This window comes from Streptomyces sp. NPDC005202 (assembly GCF_040608235.1).
Classification (GTDB): Bacteria; Actinomycetota; Actinomycetes; order Streptomycetales; family Streptomycetaceae; genus Streptomyces.
Window position 1 is genome coordinate 20,008 of the sequence record NZ_JBEXHW010000038.1, and the last position, 16,623, is coordinate 36,630.

16 protein-coding genes and 2 pseudogenes are annotated in these 16,623 nt (G+C 71.9%); 14 read left to right on the forward strand and 4 right to left on the reverse strand.

Annotation, left to right across the window (positions count from 1 at the left end):
* Nucleotides 1–64: 64 nt before the first annotated feature.
* The 9 genes and pseudogenes from ABZV31_RS33095 to ABZV31_RS33135 form a co-directional block, all read left to right on the forward strand.
* On the forward strand, nt 65–691 hold the full coding sequence (locus ABZV31_RS33095) for an NUDIX hydrolase (RefSeq protein ID WP_355900559.1): 627 nt from the start codon (nt 65–67) through the stop codon (nt 689–691).
* A 161-nt stretch (nt 692–852) separates the two neighbouring features.
* Nucleotides 853–2,922 (forward strand): tetratricopeptide repeat protein, encoded by a 2,070-nt coding sequence (locus ABZV31_RS33100; protein ID WP_355900560.1) that lies wholly within the window; start codon nt 853–855, stop codon nt 2,920–2,922.
* A gap of 135 nt (nt 2,923–3,057) precedes the next feature.
* Complete coding sequence (ald, locus tag ABZV31_RS33105) at nt 3,058–4,182, forward strand: alanine dehydrogenase (RefSeq protein WP_355900561.1); 1,125 nt, start codon at nt 3,058–3,060, stop codon at nt 4,180–4,182.
* 412 nt (nt 4,183–4,594) lie between these two features.
* Nucleotides 4,595–5,722 (forward strand): ParA family protein, encoded by a 1,128-nt coding sequence (locus tag ABZV31_RS33110; protein ID WP_355900562.1) that lies wholly within the window; start codon nt 4,595–4,597, stop codon nt 5,720–5,722.
* Nucleotides 5,707–6,279: a hypothetical protein gene (locus ABZV31_RS33115; protein WP_355900563.1), complete on the forward strand. Its 573-nt coding sequence runs from the start codon at nt 5,707–5,709 to the stop codon at nt 6,277–6,279. The genes ABZV31_RS33110 and ABZV31_RS33115 overlap by 16 nt, the downstream gene beginning before the upstream one ends.
* Before the next feature lie 18 nt (nt 6,280–6,297).
* Nucleotides 6,298–7,488, forward strand: a complete 1,191-nt coding sequence (locus ABZV31_RS33120; protein WP_355900564.1) for a segregation/condensation protein A — start codon at nt 6,298–6,300, stop codon at nt 7,486–7,488.
* On the forward strand, nt 7,485–8,171 hold the full coding sequence (gene scpB, locus ABZV31_RS33125; RefSeq protein ID WP_355900565.1) for an SMC-Scp complex subunit ScpB: 687 nt from the start codon (nt 7,485–7,487) through the stop codon (nt 8,169–8,171). Before ABZV31_RS33120 ends, scpB begins: the two co-directional genes overlap by 4 nt.
* Nucleotides 8,171–9,262, forward strand: a complete 1,092-nt coding sequence (locus ABZV31_RS33130; RefSeq protein WP_355900566.1) for a pseudouridine synthase — start codon at nt 8,171–8,173, stop codon at nt 9,260–9,262. The genes scpB and ABZV31_RS33130 overlap by 1 nt, the downstream gene beginning before the upstream one ends.
* Before the next feature lie 30 nt (nt 9,263–9,292).
* Nucleotides 9,293–9,411 (forward strand): annotated as a pseudogene (locus tag ABZV31_RS33135) (ADP-ribosylglycohydrolase family protein); the annotation flags it as partial.
* 50 nt (nt 9,412–9,461) lie between these two features.
* On the opposite strand, the gene ABZV31_RS33140 reads toward ABZV31_RS33135, so the two are convergent.
* The 4 genes and pseudogenes from ABZV31_RS33140 to ABZV31_RS33155 all read right to left on the reverse strand — a co-directional run bounded on the left by ABZV31_RS33140 (nt 9,462) and on the right by ABZV31_RS33155 (nt 11,905).
* Nucleotides 9,462–10,205: a nucleotidyltransferase domain-containing protein gene (locus tag ABZV31_RS33140; RefSeq protein ID WP_355900567.1), complete on the reverse strand. Its 744-nt coding sequence runs from the start codon at nt 10,203–10,205 to the stop codon at nt 9,462–9,464.
* 22 nt (nt 10,206–10,227) lie between these two features.
* On the reverse strand, nt 10,228–10,644 hold the full coding sequence (locus ABZV31_RS33145) for a Rieske (2Fe-2S) protein (RefSeq protein WP_355900568.1): 417 nt from the start codon (nt 10,642–10,644) through the stop codon (nt 10,228–10,230).
* Nucleotides 10,641–11,227: pseudogene (locus ABZV31_RS33150) on the reverse strand (DUF6529 family protein). Before ABZV31_RS33150 ends, ABZV31_RS33145 begins: the two are co-directional and overlap by 4 nt.
* 21 nt (nt 11,228–11,248) lie before the next feature.
* Nucleotides 11,249–11,905: a hypothetical protein gene (locus tag ABZV31_RS33155; protein ID WP_355900569.1), complete on the reverse strand. Its 657-nt coding sequence runs from the start codon at nt 11,903–11,905 to the stop codon at nt 11,249–11,251.
* A gap of 204 nt (nt 11,906–12,109) precedes the next feature.
* Here ABZV31_RS33155 and aroH point away from each other — a divergent pair, with 204 nt between their 5' ends.
* The 5 genes from aroH to der all read left to right on the forward strand — a co-directional run bounded on the left by aroH (nt 12,110) and on the right by der (nt 16,594).
* On the forward strand, nt 12,110–12,472 hold the full coding sequence (aroH, locus tag ABZV31_RS33160) for a chorismate mutase (protein ID WP_355900570.1): 363 nt from the start codon (nt 12,110–12,112) through the stop codon (nt 12,470–12,472).
* Nucleotides 12,469–13,554, forward strand: a complete 1,086-nt coding sequence (locus tag ABZV31_RS33165) for a prephenate dehydrogenase (protein WP_355900571.1) — start codon at nt 12,469–12,471, stop codon at nt 13,552–13,554. Before aroH ends, ABZV31_RS33165 begins: the two co-directional genes overlap by 4 nt.
* An 87-nt stretch (nt 13,555–13,641) precedes the next feature.
* The gene (gene cmk, locus ABZV31_RS33170; protein ID WP_355900572.1) at nt 13,642–14,337 is read left to right on the forward strand and encodes a (d)CMP kinase; all 696 of its coding nucleotides are present in this window, start codon (nt 13,642–13,644) and stop codon (nt 14,335–14,337) included.
* Nucleotides 14,295–14,996, forward strand: coding sequence for a lysophospholipid acyltransferase family protein (locus ABZV31_RS33175; protein WP_355900573.1), 702 nt, complete (start codon nt 14,295–14,297; stop codon nt 14,994–14,996). The genes cmk and ABZV31_RS33175 overlap by 43 nt, the downstream gene beginning before the upstream one ends.
* 116 nt (nt 14,997–15,112) lie before the next feature.
* A complete protein-coding gene (der, locus tag ABZV31_RS33180) occupies nt 15,113–16,594 on the forward strand; it encodes a ribosome biogenesis GTPase Der (RefSeq protein WP_355900574.1) in 1,482 nt (493 codons plus the stop codon).
* The last annotated feature ends 29 nt before the right edge of the window (nt 16,595–16,623 follow it).

A 16,623-nucleotide genomic window follows, 5' to 3' on the forward strand; every position in this document is an offset into this window, starting at 1 on the left:
GGGGTGCGTACCTTCAAAGGTGCGCACCCCCGCTTTTCTCTGTGCACGTGTGGAAGGACAGGGCATGACGATCAAGGACACCCCCGAGGAGTGGGAGATCCGGGCGACGGAGACCCCGTTCGTCGGGAACAAGACCTCGGTCCGCACCGACGACGTGGTCATGCCCGACGGCAGCGTGGTCCGCCGCGACTACCAGGTGCACCCCGGCTCCGTGGCCGTCCTGGCCCTCGACGACGCCGACCGCGTCCTGGTCATCCGCCAGTACCGCCACCCCGTGCGGCAGAAGCTGTGGGAGATCCCGGCCGGCCTGCTCGACGTGCCCGGCGAGAACCCGCTGCACGCCGCCCAGCGGGAGCTGTACGAGGAGGCGCACGTCAAGGCCGAGGACTGGCGCGTCCTGACGGACGTGTACACGACCCCGGGCGGCTGCGACGAGGCCGTGCGGATCTTCCTCGCCCGCGGCCTGTCCGAGGCGGAGGGTGAGCGCTTCGAGGCCGAGCACGAGGAGACCGATCTGGAGATCGCGCGCGTACCGGTCGAGGAGCTCGTGCGTGGGGTACTCGCGGGCGACCTGCACAACAACTGCCTGGTCGTGGGCGTCCTCGCGCTTCTCGCGGCGCGGCAGGGCGCCGGGCTGGACGCCCTGCGCCCGGCCGAGGCGCCGTGGCCCGCGCGCCCCTTCGAGTCCTGAGAACGCCCCTCCCCCCTCCAGTGTGACGATCGCCTGATCCGATCGGGCGACGTGTCCGCCGTGCTCCACCCGGGACGTCGCAGAGCGTGAACTAGGCTCTGGAAACGCCCGGACCGGAGTCCCGGCGGGCTTGCGCGTGCGGTGGGACGGGAGTGTGGCCCGTGACGGATCAGGCGGTGGACGCAGGTGGCGTGAACCTGTCCGCGGACGACCGGTTCCCCGCGGCCGCGAAGAGCTGCTTCCTGGGCCGCACACGGGAGTTGAAGGATCTGCGCGCCGACATCGAGCGCGCCGGCCTCGACACCCTTTCCGGCCGCAAGGCCCCCCGCGCGCGCGTGCTCCTCATCGCGGGCAGGCCCGGCTCCGGCCGTACGGCGCTCGCCGAGGAGCTGGTACGGCAGGTCGCGGACCGTTACCCGGACGGCGTGCTGCGCGCCCGGCTCACCGACCCCGACGGCACGCCCGTGCCGGTCGAGCGCGCCGCCCGCGACTTGCTCACCGCCCTGGAACTGCCGACCCCGCCCGGCGCCGCCGGGGACGACCTGACCGAAGCCCTCCGGGCCGCCCTCGCCGACCGCCGGACGCTGCTCCTGCTCGACGACGCGGCCGGCGCCGAGCAGGTCGACGCGCTGCTCCCGGAGAACGCCGACTGCCTGGTCGTCGCCGTCGCCGAGGGCCCGCTCACCGGCATCGCGGACGTCCGCCCCTGCACCCTGGGCGGGCTCGACACCAAGTCCGCTGTGGAGCTGCTGTCCCGGCACATCGACCCGGTCCGCATCACCGTCGACCCGCGCGCCGCCGAGGGGCTCGTCGAGGTGTGCCAGGGCCAGCCCGCCGCGCTGACCCTGGCCGGCGGCTGGCTCGCCGCCCGCCCCAAGGCGGCCGTCGCCGACCTCGCCAAGCACCTGCACACCGACCCCGACGACGGCAGCCCGCTCAGCCGCGTCTTCCGGCTCGTGCACGCCTCCCTGCCCGGCCCCGCCGCCCGGATGCTGCGCCTGCTCGCCCTCGCCCCGGCCGGCGACGTGGATCCGCACACCGCCTCCGCCCTCGTCGGCTGCTCGGTCGACCGCGCCCACGCCACCCTCGACGACTTTGTCGCCCTCGGCCTGTTGCGGGCCGTGCCCGCGCCGCTGCCGCGCTACGAGGTCCCCGGCTGCCTGCACCCGCTGCTGCGGTCCCTCGCCGAGACCCAGGACCGCCCCGCCGAGCTGCAGCTGGCCCGCGCCCGCATGCTGGAGCGGACCGTACGGCTGCTGCAGTCCTGCCGCGCGATCACGGAGACCGACAGCCCCGAGACCCGCGAGAAGCTGAAGAGCCTGCCCCCGGCCCTGCGCTTTCCCAACCCGCGGGTGGCCGCCGACTGGCTGCGCGTGCGCCGGCCCGCCCTGCTCGCCGCCGCCCGGCTCGCGGTCGCCGACGGGGAGCTGGACACCCTCGCGCGCCGCCTGATGTCGCAGCTCGTGCGGGCGATGGTCGCCCACGTCGGCACCCAGGCCGCCGCGGGCGACCTGTACGGCATCCACCGCCTCGTCCTCGACGTGGCCGAGCGGCAGAACCTGCCCCGGGAGAAGGCCGCCGCCCTGCTGAACCTCGCCGACCTGGACGCCCGCACCGGCCGGACGACGGAGGCGCTGGCCCGCTACCGGGCCGCGCTGGACGCCGGACGGGAAGCGAACGACCCGTACGCGACCGGCCGCGCGATGGAATCCGTGGGCGGCGCCCACCAGGAGCTCGGGGATCACGACCGGGCCGCCGACTGGTTCGGCCGGGCCCTGGCCCAGCGCCTCGCCCGCGGCGAGCGGGCGGACGCGGCCCGGCTGTACGGCCGTATCGCCACCGCGCACACCTACGCGGGCCGCTACGGGGAGGCCCTGCGCAACTGGCGCGCGGCGATCGCGGCGCACCGCAGGAACGGCGATGTCGCCGCCCACGCCCGGGCGTTGAGCGAGCTGGCGCGGGTCCAGGAGTACGCGGGACGGCCCGCGGAGTCGCTGCGCACCTGCCAGGAGGCCGTCGAGTGGGCGCGCCGCGCCGAGGACGTCCGGTTGCAGGCCGCGCTGCAGCTGCGGCTCGCCGACACCCTGGAGCGGCTGGGCGACCCGGCGGCCGCGGGCCTGCACCGCGGGGCGGCCGAGCGCATGCTGGGGAATGAGCTCCAGGAGAGCGATCCAGGCCCGGAACACGACGCTAACGCCTGCGAAATCCGTAGCGCATCCGCTGAAGATTGATGCAATGAAAGGCTAGACAGCTGGAACGCCTTCATTAGACTGGCTCTACCGCTCGTTCTCCTGCGGTGTCTCCTGGTATGCCCCTGCATGCCGGGGTACGTGTTGTATTGCCCCACATTCTCTGAGCCAAGGACCGTGATCGACGTGAAGGTCGGCATTCCCCGCGAGGTCAAGAACAACGAGTTCCGGGTGGCCATCACCCCCGCCGGCGTGCACGAGCTGGTACGCAACGGCCACCAGGTCGTCGTCGAGCGGAACGCCGGCGTCGGCTCCTCGATCCCGAACGAGGAGTACGTGGCGGCCGGTGCGCAGATCCTGGACACCGCGGACGAGGTCTGGGCCACCGCCGACCTGCTGCTGAAGGTCAAGGAGCCCATCGCCGAGGAATACCACCGCCTCCGCAAGGACCAGATCCTCTTCACCTACCTGCACCTGGCCGCCTCCAAGGAGTGCACGGACGCCCTCCTGGAGTCCGGCACCACGGCGATCGCCTACGAGACCGTCGAGCTGCCGAACCGCACCCTGCCGCTGCTCGCCCCGATGTCCGAGGTCGCCGGCCGCCTGGCCCCGCAGGTCGGCGCCTACCACCTGATGGCCGCGAACGGCGGCCGCGGCGTGCTGCCCGGCGGTGTCCCGGGCGTGCCGGCCGCCAAGGCGGTCGTCATCGGCAGCGGTGTCTCCGGCTGGAACGCCGCGCAGATCGCCATCGGCATGGGCTTCCACGTAACCCTGCTCGACAAGGACATCAACAAGCTCAAGGAGGCCGACAAGATCTTCGGTACGAAGATCCAGACCGTCGTCTCCAACGCCTTCGAGCTGGAGAAGGCCTGCCTTGACGCCGACCTCGTCATCGGCGCCGTCCTCATCCCGGGTGCCAAGGCCCCGAAGCTGGTCACCAACGAGCTGGTGTCCCGGATGAAGGCGGGAAGTGTCCTTGTCGACATCGCGATCGACCAGGGTGGCTGCTTCGAGGACTCCCACCCGACCACGCACGCCGAGCCGACCTTCAGGGTCCACGAGTCGGTCTTCTACTGCGTCGCCAACATGCCCGGCGCGGTGCCCAACACCTCCACCTACGCGCTCACCAACGCCACGCTGCCGTACATCGTCGAACTGGCCAACCGTGGCTGGGTGGAGGCGCTGCGCCGCGACCCTGCACTGGCCAAGGGCCTCAACACCCATGACGGCAAGGTCGTTTACAAGGAGGTCGCGGAGGCGCACGGCCTGGAGCACGTGGAGCTGGAGTCCCTGCTCGGCTGATCCGCCGACCGGAGCGTCCGCCAAGTCATCAGTCAGCAAAAGGCGATACGTCAACACGTGTCGTCAACAGAGCACACCCGGCCGGACCTTGCCCGACGAGGTCCGGCCGGATGTGTGTATGGTCACTTCGTCACGCTCGGTCAACTCGCCTCGAACGTAACCCTTCGACCGATTCACGCACCGGTGAAACCTGCCGTGCGACGGTCGTACGCCCTTGACAGAGGGATGTTTCATTGCCGACACATCGGGCCGGGTCCGGCGGATTGTGTTGCTGCGGACCGCCGACACGCCATAGAGTCGCCAACCGTCGGCATGGTGCCACGCTGACCTGTCTAGAAGTTTCCTGGTCACCAAGGAGGTAAGACGACTTGTGAATGAGTCGACATTTTCTCCCGGGGGTGGTCAACCAGGAATGCCTGCACGGGGCCGGGGTCCCGCGGGATTCGAGGCTGTCGGCTCCGTTGCTGTGCGCACCTTCGCAGCCCACCAGAGTCCGCAGGCGACTCGGACAGCACACCAGAGCATGGATGGCCATCACGTGAACGCCATGGCCGGCGACGGAAGTGGCGTGCCCCACAACCACTTCGCCGACTACGACGAACTGCCCGAGGGGCACTTCTACGACCCCGACGCCGAGTACGAACCCGACCCCGAGTACGCGGCCACGCTCGCGCCCGACGCGGCCCGCCAGCGCCGTGAGCGCATCGGTCCGACCGGACGTCCGCTGCCGTACTTCCCGATCCCGGGTCCGCTGACCGACCACGGCCCCGCGAAGATCATCGCGATGTGCAACCAGAAGGGCGGCGTCGGCAAGACAACGTCGACCATCAACCTGGGCGCCGCGCTCGCGGAGTACGGCCGCCGTGTGCTGCTCGTGGACTTCGACCCGCAGGGCGCGCTGTCGGTCGGCCTCGGCGTCAACCCCATGGAGCTCGACCTCACCGTCTACAACCTGCTCATGGAGCGGGGCATGTCCGCGGACGAGGTCCTGCTGAAGACCGCGGTCCCCAACATGGACCTGCTGCCCAGCAACATCGACCTGTCGGCCGCCGAGGTCCAGCTGGTGAGCGAGGTCGCGCGCGAGTCGACGCTCCAGCGGGCGCTCAAGCCGCTGCTGCCGGACTACGACTACATCGTGATCGACTGTCAGCCCTCGCTCGGCCTGCTCACCGTCAACGCCCTCACGGCCGCGCACAAGGTGATCGTGCCCCTGGAATGCGAGTTCTTCGCGCTGCGCGGTGTCGCGCTGCTGACGGAGACCATCGAGAAGGTCCAGGAGCGGCTCAACCCGGAGCTGGAGCTCGACGGGATCCTCGCCACGATGTACGACTCGCGCACCGTGCACAGCCGCGAGGTACTCGCGCGGGTCGTCGAGGCGTTCGACGACCACGTCTACCACACGGTCATCGGGCGCACGGTCCGCTTCCCGGAGACCACCGTCGCCGGTGAGCCGATCACCACGTACGCCTCGAACTCCGTCGGCGCCGCCGCCTACCGCCAGCTCGCCAGGGAGGTGCTCGCCCGGTGTCACGCCGAGTGAGTCTGCCGGGGGCCGACGAACTGTTCCGTACGACAGGGGGAATGGCGCTGCAGGCGTCAACTCCCAGGCGCCAGGCCAACGGCGAGGCCCGGGTGCCCGCTCCCGCGGGGGAGAGCGACCCGGCGGTCGCCTCGGCGGAGGACGCGCCGCAGTCGGTGCCCGCGCAGGGCGGTGACGGCGAGGGCGCGGAGCACGTCGCGGCCGACGCCGAAGCGGCCGACGCCGGCGAGTCCCGCAGCCGGGGCGCGGCCGCGGAGCGCTCCGGGCGGCGCCAGGGGGCGCAGGAAGGTTCGGCCGCCGCGCAGCAGCCGCGCAAGCGCGGCCGGGCCACGGCCCGCCGGCCCAGCGGCCGGGAGCGGCACGACGAGAAGATCACGGTGTACGTGTCCGCCGAGGAGCTCATGGACCTGGAGCACGCCCGCCTGGTGCTCCGGGGCGAGCACGGGCTGGCCGTCGACCGCGGGCGCATCGTCCGCGAGGCGGTCGCCGTCGTGCTCGCGGATCTGGAGACCCGCGGGGACGCCAGCATCCTCGTACGACGGCTGCGCGGGCGGTAGCGGTAGCCTGCGGGGGCCATGACCTCGAACGACGTTCCCGCCCCCGGCGCCTCCGCCAGCCGTCGGCGTGCGCTGGGGCTGGGGCGGGGGCCGGGCGCTCCGCGGGTGGCTCCGCTGGATGAACCGGCGCCGGTGGCCGCTCCCACGCCGACGGAGACACCGCCCGTTGCTGATCCTCCGGCTCCTGCGAAGCCGGCACCGGCGGCCGTCGTTTCAGAGCCGGAGCCGGAGCCGGAGCCGGAACCCGAGGCCGAGGTCGTCGTTGCGGAGCCGGATGCCGAGGTCATGGTTCCTCAGCCGGAACTCGCGGTCGTCGTTCCGGAGCCGGAAGCGGAGCCCGAGCCGGCACCCGAGGGCGCTCCGCAGCCGAAGCCCGAGGAAGCCGAACCCGGTGATGGCGTCTTCAAGGTCCGCCTCTCGAACTTCGAGGGCCCCTTCGACCTCCTCCTCCAGCTGATCTCGAAGCACAAGCTCGACGTCACCGAGGTCGCCCTGTCGAAGGTCACCGACGAGTTCATGGCGCACATCCGGGCCATGGGGCCGGACTGGGACCTGGACGAGACGACCGAGTTCCTGGTCGTGGCGGCCACGTTGCTCGACCTCAAGGCGGCCCGGCTGCTGCCCGCCGCCGAGGTGGAGGACGAGGCCGACCTGGCGCTCCTTGAGGCCCGGGACCTGCTGTTCGCCCGCCTGCTGCAATACCGGGCGTACAAGCAGATCGCCGACATCTTCAGCCACCGCCTCGACGAGGAGGCCCGGCGCCACCCCCGTACCGTCGGCCTGGAACCGCACCACGCCGAGCTGCTGCCCGACGTCGTCATCAGCATCGGCGCGGAGGGCTTTGCCAGGCTCGCGGTCAAGGCGATGCAGCCCAAGCCCAAGCCGCAGGTGTACGTCGACCACATCCACGCGCCCCTGGTCAGCGTGCAGGAACAGGCCGGGATCGTCGTCGCGCGGCTGAGGGAGCTGGGCGAGGCCAGCTTCCAGGCGCTGGTCGAGGACACCGACGACACGCTCACCGTCGTAGCCCGCTTCCTAGCACTACTGGAGCTGTACCGCGAGAAGGCCGTGGCGCTGGAGCAGGAGACGGCGCTCGGCGAGCTGGTCGTGCGCTGGACCGGCGGGGACGGGGACGAGACGCCGATGGTGACGGACGAGTTCGACCGACCGCCCGAGGAGCCCAAGAAGTCCAAGGAGGACAAGGCGTGAGCGAGGAGACCACCGACGTACCGGCGGGGCTGCGCACCGTCGCCGACCTCGACCTCAAGCCCGCCCTGGAGGCCGTCCTCATGGTCGTGGACGAGCCCGCGACCGAGGAGCACCTGGCGAAGATACTCCAGCGGCCCCGGCGGCAGATCGCGGACGCGCTGCGCGAGCTGGCCGACGAGTACACCGTGCAGGGCCGGGGTTTCGAGCTCAGGCTCATCGCGGGCGGCTGGCGCTTCTACACCCGGCCCGAGTACGCGGCCGCCGTCGAGGGCTTCGTCCTGGACGGCCAGCAGGCCCGGCTCACCCAGGCCGCGCTGGAGACCCTCGCGGTGGTCGCCTACCGCCAGCCGGTCAGCCGCAGCCGCGTCTCCGCGGTCCGCGGCGTGAACTGCGACGGCGTGATGCGCACCCTGCTGCAGCGCGGTCTGGTCGAGGAGGCGGGCACGGAACCCGAAACAGGTGCGATCCTGTACAGGACGACGAACTACTTCCTGGAACGGATGGGCCTGCGCGGTCTGGACGAGCTCCCGGAGCTCGCGCCCTTCCTCCCCGAGGCCGAGGCGATCGAGGCCGAGACCCAGGAAGGGGCTTTGTCGTTCGACCCGGACGCGCCTGATGACGATGCGCCGGGAACCCCGGTGAGGCCGGGTACCGACGACGTAGACGACCAGACGGAACTTTGATGCGAAGCAGCGGCAGGAACGGCGGACACGGCGGGCGCGGAAACTACCGCGGTGCCGGCAACAGCAGGGACGACAGGCAGGGGCAGGGCCGCCCCCGCAAGCCCCGCCCCGAGGAGCGCCGCTACGACGTGGGCCCCGGCGCCACGAAGGACGGCCCGAAGTCCGGGCGTGGCGGCGCGGCGCGCGGGGACGCGGCCCGCGGCGGCGCGAAGGGCGGCCCCAAGCAGTCCCCGCAGCAGCGCGGCGGACGCGGCCGTACGGCCCCGGCGCGCCCTCGCGAGTACGAGGTGCAGATCGAGGAGCGCAACCGGGCACGGTACGCGGGCAAGAAGGACGTCAAGCTGCCCAAGACCTTCCCGGGCGCCGAGCAGGAGGGCGAGCGGCTGCAGAAGGTGCTCGCACGCGCGGGGTACGGCTCCCGGCGCGCCTGCGAGGAGCTGATCGAGCAGGCCCGGGTCGAGGTCAACGGCGAGATCGTCACCGAGCAGGGCCGCCGGGTCGACCCGGAGAAGGACGAGGTCAAGGTCGACGGCCTGACGGTCGCGACCCAGTCGTACCAGTTCTTCGCGCTGAACAAGCCCGCGGGTGTGGTCTCCACGATGGAGGACCCGGAGGGCCGCCAGTGCCTCGGCGACTACGTCACCAACCGTGAGACGCGGCTCTTCCACGTCGGCCGGCTCGACACCGAGACCGAGGGCGTCATCCTGCTCACCAACCACGGCGAGCTGGCGCACCGCCTGACCCACCCCAAGTACGGCGTGCGGAAGACCTACCTCGCGCACATCGTCGGCCCGATCCCGCGCGACCTGGGCAAGCGCCTCAAGGACGGCATCCAGCTGGAGGACGGCTACGCCCGCGCCGACCACTTCCGTGTCGTCGAGCAGATCGGCAAGAACTACCTCGTCGAGGTCACCCTCCACGAGGGCCGCAAGCACATCGTGCGCCGCATGCTCGCGGAGGCCGGCTTCCCCGTCGACAGACTGGTCCGCACCGCCTTCGGCCCCATCGCCCTGGGCGACCAGAAGTCGGGCTGGCTGCGCCGCCTGTCGAACACGGAGGTCGGAATGCTGATGAAGGAGGTCGACCTCTAGGGGCGATCTCCAGGGGCTTGCGCCGGGGCGGGCGCCTTCGCTGGCGCGCGTGCCTGGGGGCGGAGGCCTGGCCGGCGCAGTGGGCGGACCGCATCGAGTACCGAGGGGAGCTGCTGGCACTGGGAGCGCTCTGGGACGCTGAGGCGTGATCGTCGCCTGGACACCGGCCTTGGACTCGGATGTGGACCTGCGGGGCGTCTCAGATCTGCCCGACGCGCCGGGGGCGTGCGACGTCCTGCACGTGTTCGTCGTCCGGGTCCGCCTGGAGGGCTGAGGCGCGGCGGACACGGAGCAGGAAGTCCGCCACGCGTCGGCGGTCGGGCTCCTCGGGGAGCGGGGTGCGGTGGAACGCCGCCTCGGTCTGCGTCGCCAGGTGGGTCATCCGGGACTCGACCTCGGGCCACGGGACCTCGCCGCGCTTCACCGCCAGCAGGCGCTCGCGCTCGTCGCCCACGTCGATGGTCAGCCGGCCCGTGCGCAGCAGGTCCCGGGCGCTCGTCAGCAGGCGCAGCAGGTGCATCGCGTGCTTCCAGCGCGGCGCGCCGCGGGTGCGGACGTCGGCGTCGAGCTTGCGGTGCTGGCCGAGGGCGTAGCGCGTGAAGGTCTCGTACACCTGCCGGGACAGGAACGCCTCGCGCAGGGCCAGCAGTTCACGGCCCGTGTCGTCGGCGTACTCGACCAGCGGGGAGTGCAGGCACTCCAGAATGTTCGGATTCGCGCGCAGCGCCAGCTCGCAGAAGCGCTCCAGCTCCCAGCTGAACTGCTCCTGAAGCGGTCCGTCCACGTGCGTCGGCGGCTTCTCGAAGCGCCAGAACAGGGGTGTGGGGGCGACGAACACACCACGGCGGTCCGTGTCGCTGTCGTCCGTCGCCAGACCGAAGGCCCGCGAACCCATGACACAGGCGTAGATCGTGTGGTCGCGCACCAGGTCCTCGGGCTGCATGCCCGGGAGCGTACGCGGATCCTCATGCCAGGCGGATCGAATTTCCCTCCACCTCGATCTGCTCCGCGGGCAGTGGCCTCGGCGCCGGGCCGCCGGCCACCGAGCCGTCGGCGATGCGGAACCTGCTGCCGTGGCAGGGGCAGTCGATGGTGCCGTCCGCGACCTTGTTCACCGTGCAGCCCCGGTGGGTGCAGATCGCCGAGAAGGCCTTGAACTCGTCCTTCGTCGGTTGGGTCACCACGACCTTCTGGTCCGTGAAGACCTTGCCGCCGCCGACCGGGATGTCGCTCGTCTTCGCCAGCACCTGCCCGCCGGAGGCGCTCGCGGACGGGGACGCCTTCGAGGAGTTGTTGTCGTCGCCGTGCTTGCTGCACCCCGCCGCGACGAGCGCCGCTGCGCCCGTCGCAAGAACCGTGCGCCGCGTCGAGGGGTGGGTCATGTCGTCACTCCGAAGGTGCGGAAGAACCAGAGGGTGGACGTCAGCCAGATGGCCGTGAGCACGGCGAACACCAGTCCGCCGACGACGGGCAGCAGCCAGCCGGGGAGGCGCTCCAAGCGGAGCAACAGCATCTTTGCACTGAAGGCGCCGAAGAAGAAGCAACACAGGAGAGAGTGCCACAAAATGCGCGTTTCGTACGACTGATAGCCAGTGCGTACAGGCAGTGCACCGCGACCGGCACCGCCACCAGGAAGGCGGCCCGGCCCGACCAGCGGTGCAGCGCCGGCGCCCAGCGCGGCCCGGGCAGCCTGCCGTACACCATGAACGCCGAGACCAGCTGGACGAGAGCGAAGAAGAAGGCGGTCGACGCCAGCCACGACTTCACCGCGCCCGTGCTGCTGAACCCGGCCAGGTTGAAGGCGGTGCCCGTCGGATGGTGCACCTTGCCGTACACGCCGAGGGCGACCGCCACGGCGGCGGCCACGAGGGCCGGGACGAGGTAGCGGGCGGGGTGCGGGCGGCGCCGGGCGGGCTGCCGGGGCGCGGGGAAGCCCTGGGTGGCGGCGTTCGGGTCGACGGTCATGGTCGGCTCCCTCAGGGGGTTTCAGGGGGTCACGGGGCGAGCCGTGAGCTGCTGTCCGTCGACCGTCACCGCGCCGGTCACTGGATCGATGCGGGGCGCCGCCGACGGCTTGCCGTCGCGGTCGAGGAGGCCGACCTGCCGACCGTCCCTCAGCACGATCCAGCCGCCGTCGATCTTCGCGCCGCGCACGGTGGCCGTCGCCCGCCACAGCCCGGACGGCTTGACCGCCTTGTCGGCCGTGAACGCGAAGTGCCCCCCGTCGATGTCGACCGTGCCGCGGATCCGCCGGCCCTCCTGGAGTTTCCCGTCCAGCTCGGTGCCGTGACGGCCGGTGAGCTTCATGCTCCCGTCGTCCTTCACGTCGCCCTTCAGCCACGACTCCTTGGCGCGGCCGTCGCAGAAGTACGCGATCGCCCTGCCGTTCCGCACCGAGACGGCGACCGCGGCCGCGTCGTCGTCGGTGCGGCCGGCGTAGTCGGCGTCGCGCACCGGTGTCCGCGACGGCGTCGGGCCGGGCGGCGGGGTCGTCGTCCTCGGGGGCGACGCCGTAGGGGCGGGGGACTCCTCGCGGTACGACGACGAAGCGTTCTTCGTCCCCGTCGTCGCGTTCAGGGTCAGCATGAACAGGCCGAGCAGCAGGCCCGCGTGAAGGGTGAGCAGCGGTCCGGGACGCTTCATGCGGGGCCTTGCCCGAGGCGGGCTTGCTTGCCATCAGAGCGGACCGGCGCCCCCGCGTCCAGAGGCGCACGGGAGTGTTCTCGGGTGATGTCGGGGCCGACGTCCCCGCCGTCTCAGCCGGCGGGCACCACGCACCGGCCGGATGTGGTCTGACTAGGCTGGATGGGCCAAGAGCCGATACGCACGTCAGCAAGGAGCAGCGCCGTGGCGGTACGAGCGGTCCGGGGGGCCGTCCAACTGGAGCGGGACGAGGCCGGCCACATGGACGAGCAGGTCGGTGCCCTGCTCACCGCCATCCTGGAGCGGAACGACCTGACCACGGACGACCTGATCAGCATCTGGTTCACGGCCACGCCCGACCTGCACTGCGACTTCCCGGCGGCCGCGGCCCGCAAGCTCGGCATCGTCGACGTGCCGCTGATCTGCGCCCAGGAGCTGGACATCGCGGGCGCCATGCCCCGCGTCGTCCGCGTCCTCGCGCACATCGAGTCCGACAAACCCCGCGCCGACATCGCCCACGTCTACCTCGGCGCCGCGGCAGCCCTGCGCAAGGACATCGCCCAGTGAGAACCGCACTCGTCATCGGAACCGGGCTCATCGGCACCTCCGCGGCCCTGGCCCTCGCCCAGCGCGGCGTCACCGTCCACCTCGCCGACCACGATCCGGAGCAGGCCCGTACGGCGGCCGCGCTCGGCGCCGGCACCGACGAGGCCCCGGACGGCCCGGTCGACCTCGCGATCGTTGCGGCCCCGCCGGCGCACGTGGCCGGAGTGCTCGCCGACGCCATGCGCCGGGGCGTGGCCCGCGGCTACCTGGACGTCGCCAGCGTCAAGGGCGGCCCGCGCCGCGAGCTGGAGTCGCTCGGCCTCGACCTGTCCTGCTACATCGGCACCCACCCCATGTCGGGCCGCGAGAAGTCCGGCCCGCTGGCCGCGACCGGCGACCTCTTCGAGGGCCGCCCCTGGGTGCTCACCCCCACCCGGGACACCGACACCGAGGTCCTCAACCTGGCCCTGGAGCTGGTCTCGCACTGCCGGGCCGTTCCGGTTGTCATGGACGCGGACGCCCACGACCGCGCCGTCGCCCTCGTCTCCCACATGCCCCACCTGGTCTCCAGCATGGTCGCCGCGCGCCTGGAGCACGCCGAGGAGGCGGCGGTACGGCTGTGCGGGCAGGGCATCCGGGACGTGACCCGGATCGCCGCCTCCGACCCCCGCATGTGGATCGACATCCTGTCCGCGAACCCCGGCCCGGTCGCCGACCTGCTCTCCGACGTCGCCGCCGACCTGGACGAGACGGTCCAGGCCCTGCGCGCCCTGCAGTCCTCCGACGAGGCCAAGCGCCGTGAGGGCACCGCCGGCATCGAGGACGTGCTGCGGCGCGGTAACGCGGGCCAGGTCCGCGTCCCCGGCAAGCACGGCTCCGCTCCGCGGGCGTACGAGGTCGTGGCCATCCTCATCGACGACCAGCCCGGCCAGCTGGCCCGCATCTTCGCGGACGCGGGGATGGCCGGCGTCAACATCGAGGACGTCCGCATCGAGCACGCGACCGGGCAGCAGGCCGGTCTGGTGCAGCTGATGGTGGAGCCGAAGGCGGCACCGGTCCTGACGGCGGCCCTGCGGGAGCGGGGCTGGGCCATCCGCCAGTAAGAGGGCGTCCGCGGAGCCAGTAACCTTGTGCGGGGCGCCCTCGCGTCCCGCACCCATCCACCACCCTTCACCAGGAAGGTGTCCCCTGTGGAAAACGGCGCCGCCCGGACCGCCCAGCCCGTGATTGTCGCCATCGACGGCCCCTCCGGCACGGGCAAGTCGAGCACGTCGAAGGCCGTGGCCGCGAAGCTCGGCCTGAGCTACCTGGACACCGGCGCCCAGTACCGGGCGATCACCTGGTGGATGGTGACCAACGGGATCGACATCAACGACCCCTCCGCGATCGCCGCCGTGGCCGGCAAGCCCGAGATCATCTCCGGCACCGACCCGGCCCACCCGACGATCACCGTCGACGGCGTGGACGTCGCCGGACCGATCCGCACCCAGGAGGTCACCTCCAAGGTCAGCGCGGTCAGCGCGGTGCCCGAGGTGCGCGCCCGGATCACCGAGCTGCAGCGTTCGCTGGCCGCCTCCGCCAAGACCGGCATCGTCGTCGAGGGCCGCGACATCGGCACCACCGTGCTGCCGAACGCCGATCTGAAGATCTTCCTCACCGCCTCCCCGGAGGCGCGCGCGGCCCGCCGCAGCGGCGAGCTGAAGGGCGCGGACGTCACCGCCACCCGCGAGGCCCTGATCAAGCGGGACGCGGCCGACTCCAGCCGCAAGACCTCGCCGCTGGCGAAGGCCGACGACGCGGTCGAGGTGGACACCACCGACCTCACGCTGGCGCAGGTCGTCGAGTGTGTCGTCACGCTCGTCGAGGAGAAGCGGGCCGCCAAGTGAGCCTTCCCTCGGAGCGGGGCGCCGAGGTCGGGCGGCGCATCGGCGTCGGCCTGATGTACGGGCTGTGGCGGCCGCGCGTGCTCGGTGCCTGGAAGGTGCCGGCGACGGGTCCGGCGATCCTCGCGGTGAACCACTCCCACATCATCGACGGTCCGATGGTGATGGGAGTGGCGCCCCGGCCGGTGCACTTCCTGATCAAGAAGGAGGCGTTCGTCGGTCCGCTCGACCCCTTCCTGACCGGCATCGGTCAGGTGAAGGTGGACCGCGACACCACCGACCGGACCGCCATCACCCGGGCCCTCGGCGTCCTGGAGAACGGCGGCGTCCTCGGCATCTTCCCGGAGGGCACCCGCGGCGAGGGCGACTTCTCCTCGCTGCGCGCCGGGCTCGCGTACTTCGCCGTCCGCAGCGGCGCCCCCGTCGTCCCGGTGGCCGTGCTGGGAAGCTCCGAGCGGCGCGGACGGTTGATAAAGCGGCTGCCCCCGCTGCGCTCCCGCGTCGACGTCGTCTTCGGCGACCCCTTCGAGGCGGGCGACGGGAGCGGCCGGCGTACGCGCAGGGCGCTGGACGAGGCCACCGAGCGCATCCAGAAGCAGCTCGCGGCCCACCTGGAGCACGCCAGACGGCTCACCGGCCGTCAGCCGGGCACCCGCCTCTGACGGGCCGCCCGGAAAACGCCGGGCGCCTCACCGGGCGCTGGGCGACACTTGAGTAGTGGATCACCCGGCGCGGGTGCGCCACCGACCACCACGATGAACGACGAGGTACGGACTTCATGAACGACCAGATCCAGCCCGACGGCTCGGCTGAGCACGAGTACGAGCACGGGGCGCTCGGCGACGCCGAGTACGCGGAGTTCATGGAGCTCGCCACGGAAGAGGGCTTCGACCTCGAGGACGTCGAGGGCGCCATCGATGCGGCCGGACACGGGCCGCTGCCCGTGCTCGCCGTCGTCGGCCGCCCCAATGTCGGCAAGTCGACCCTGGTGAACCGCATCATCGGCCGCCGCGAGGCGGTCGTCGAGGACAAGCCGGGCGTCACCCGCGACCGCGTCACCTACGAGGCCGAGTGGGCGGGCCGCCGCTTCAAGGTCGTCGACACCGGCGGCTGGGAGCAGGACGTCCTCGGCATCGACGCCTCCGTGGCCGCGCAGGCCGAGTACGCCATCGAGGCCGCCGACGCCGTCGTCTTCGTCGTCGACGCCAAGGTCGGCGCGACCGACACCGACGAGGCGGTCGTACGACTGCTGCGCAAGGCCGGCAAGCCCGTGGTGCTGTGCGCCAACAAGGTGGACGGCCCGAGCGGCGAGGCCGACGCCGCGTACCTGTGGTCCCTCGGCCTCGGTGAGCCGTACCCGGTCTCCGCGCTGCACGGCCGCGGCACCGGCGACATGCTCGACCGCGTCCTGGAGGTGCTGCCGGACGCCCCGGCGCAGACCTTCGGCACCGCCGTCGGCGGCCCGCGCCGGGTCGCCCTGATCGGCCGCCCGAACGTCGGCAAGTCCTCGCTGCTGAACAAGGTGGCCGGCGAGGAGCGCGTCGTCGTCAACGAGCTGGCGGGCACCACCCGCGACCCGGTCGACGAGCTGATCGAACTGGGCGGCAAGACCTGGAAGTTCGTCGACACCGCCGGCATCCGCAAGCGGGTGCACCTCCAGCAGGGCGCCGACTACTACGCCTCCCTGCGTACCGCGGCCGCGGTGGAGAAGGCCGAGGTGGCCGTCGTGCTGATCGACGCCTCCGAGAGCATCTCGGTGCAGGACCAGCGCATCATCACCATGGCCGTCGAGGCGGGCCGCGCGCTCGTCATCGCGTACAACAAGTGGGACACCCTCGACGAGGAGCGCCGCTTCTACCTGGAGCGGGAGATCGAGACCGACCTGGCACAGGTGTCGTGGGCGCCGCGGGTGAACGTCTCGGCGCGCACCGGGCGGCACGTGGAGAAGCTGGTCCCGGCGATCGAGACGGCGCTGGCCGGCTGGGAGACCCGGGTTCCCACCGGTCGCCTCAACGCCTTCCTCGGCGAGCTCATCTCCGCCCACCCGCACCCGATCCGGGGCGGCAAGCAGCCGCGCATCCTCTTCGGCACCCAGGCCGGCACCAAGCCGCCGCGGTTCGTGCTGTTCGCCTCCGGCTTCATCGAGGCGGGCTACCGGCGCTTCATCGAGCGTCGGCTGCGCGAGGAGTTCGGCTTCGAGGGGACGCCGATCCACATCTCGGTGCGGGTGCGCGAGAAGCGCGGCGCGAAGAAGAAGTAGCCGCAGCGGCGACGGAAAGGGCGGCCCCT

What these genes read in the sequence shown, in the direction of transcription:
- ABZV31_RS33095 (WP_355900559.1), top strand. Translation starts at nt 65, where the DNA reads ATGACGATCAAGGACACCCCCGAGGAGTGGGAGATCCGGGCGACGGAG.
- ABZV31_RS33110 (WP_355900562.1), top strand. Translation starts at nt 4,595, where the DNA reads ATGCCTGCACGGGGCCGGGGTCCCGCGGGATTCGAGGCTGTCGGCTCC.
- ABZV31_RS33120 (WP_355900564.1), top strand. Translation starts at nt 6,298, where the DNA reads ATGACCTCGAACGACGTTCCCGCCCCCGGCGCCTCCGCCAGCCGTCGG.
- ABZV31_RS33130 (WP_355900566.1), top strand. Translation starts at nt 8,171, where the DNA reads ATGCGAAGCAGCGGCAGGAACGGCGGACACGGCGGGCGCGGAAACTAC.
- ABZV31_RS33140 (WP_355900567.1), bottom strand. Translation starts at nt 10,205, where the DNA reads ATGCAGCCCGAGGACCTGGTGCGCGACCACACGATCTACGCCTGTGTC.
- ABZV31_RS33145 (WP_355900568.1), bottom strand. Translation starts at nt 10,644, where the DNA reads ATGACCCACCCCTCGACGCGGCGCACGGTTCTTGCGACGGGCGCAGCG.
- ABZV31_RS33155 (WP_355900569.1), bottom strand. Translation starts at nt 11,905, where the DNA reads ATGAAGCGTCCCGGACCGCTGCTCACCCTTCACGCGGGCCTGCTGCTC.
- der (WP_355900574.1), top strand. Translation starts at nt 15,113, where the DNA reads ATGAACGACCAGATCCAGCCCGACGGCTCGGCTGAGCACGAGTACGAG.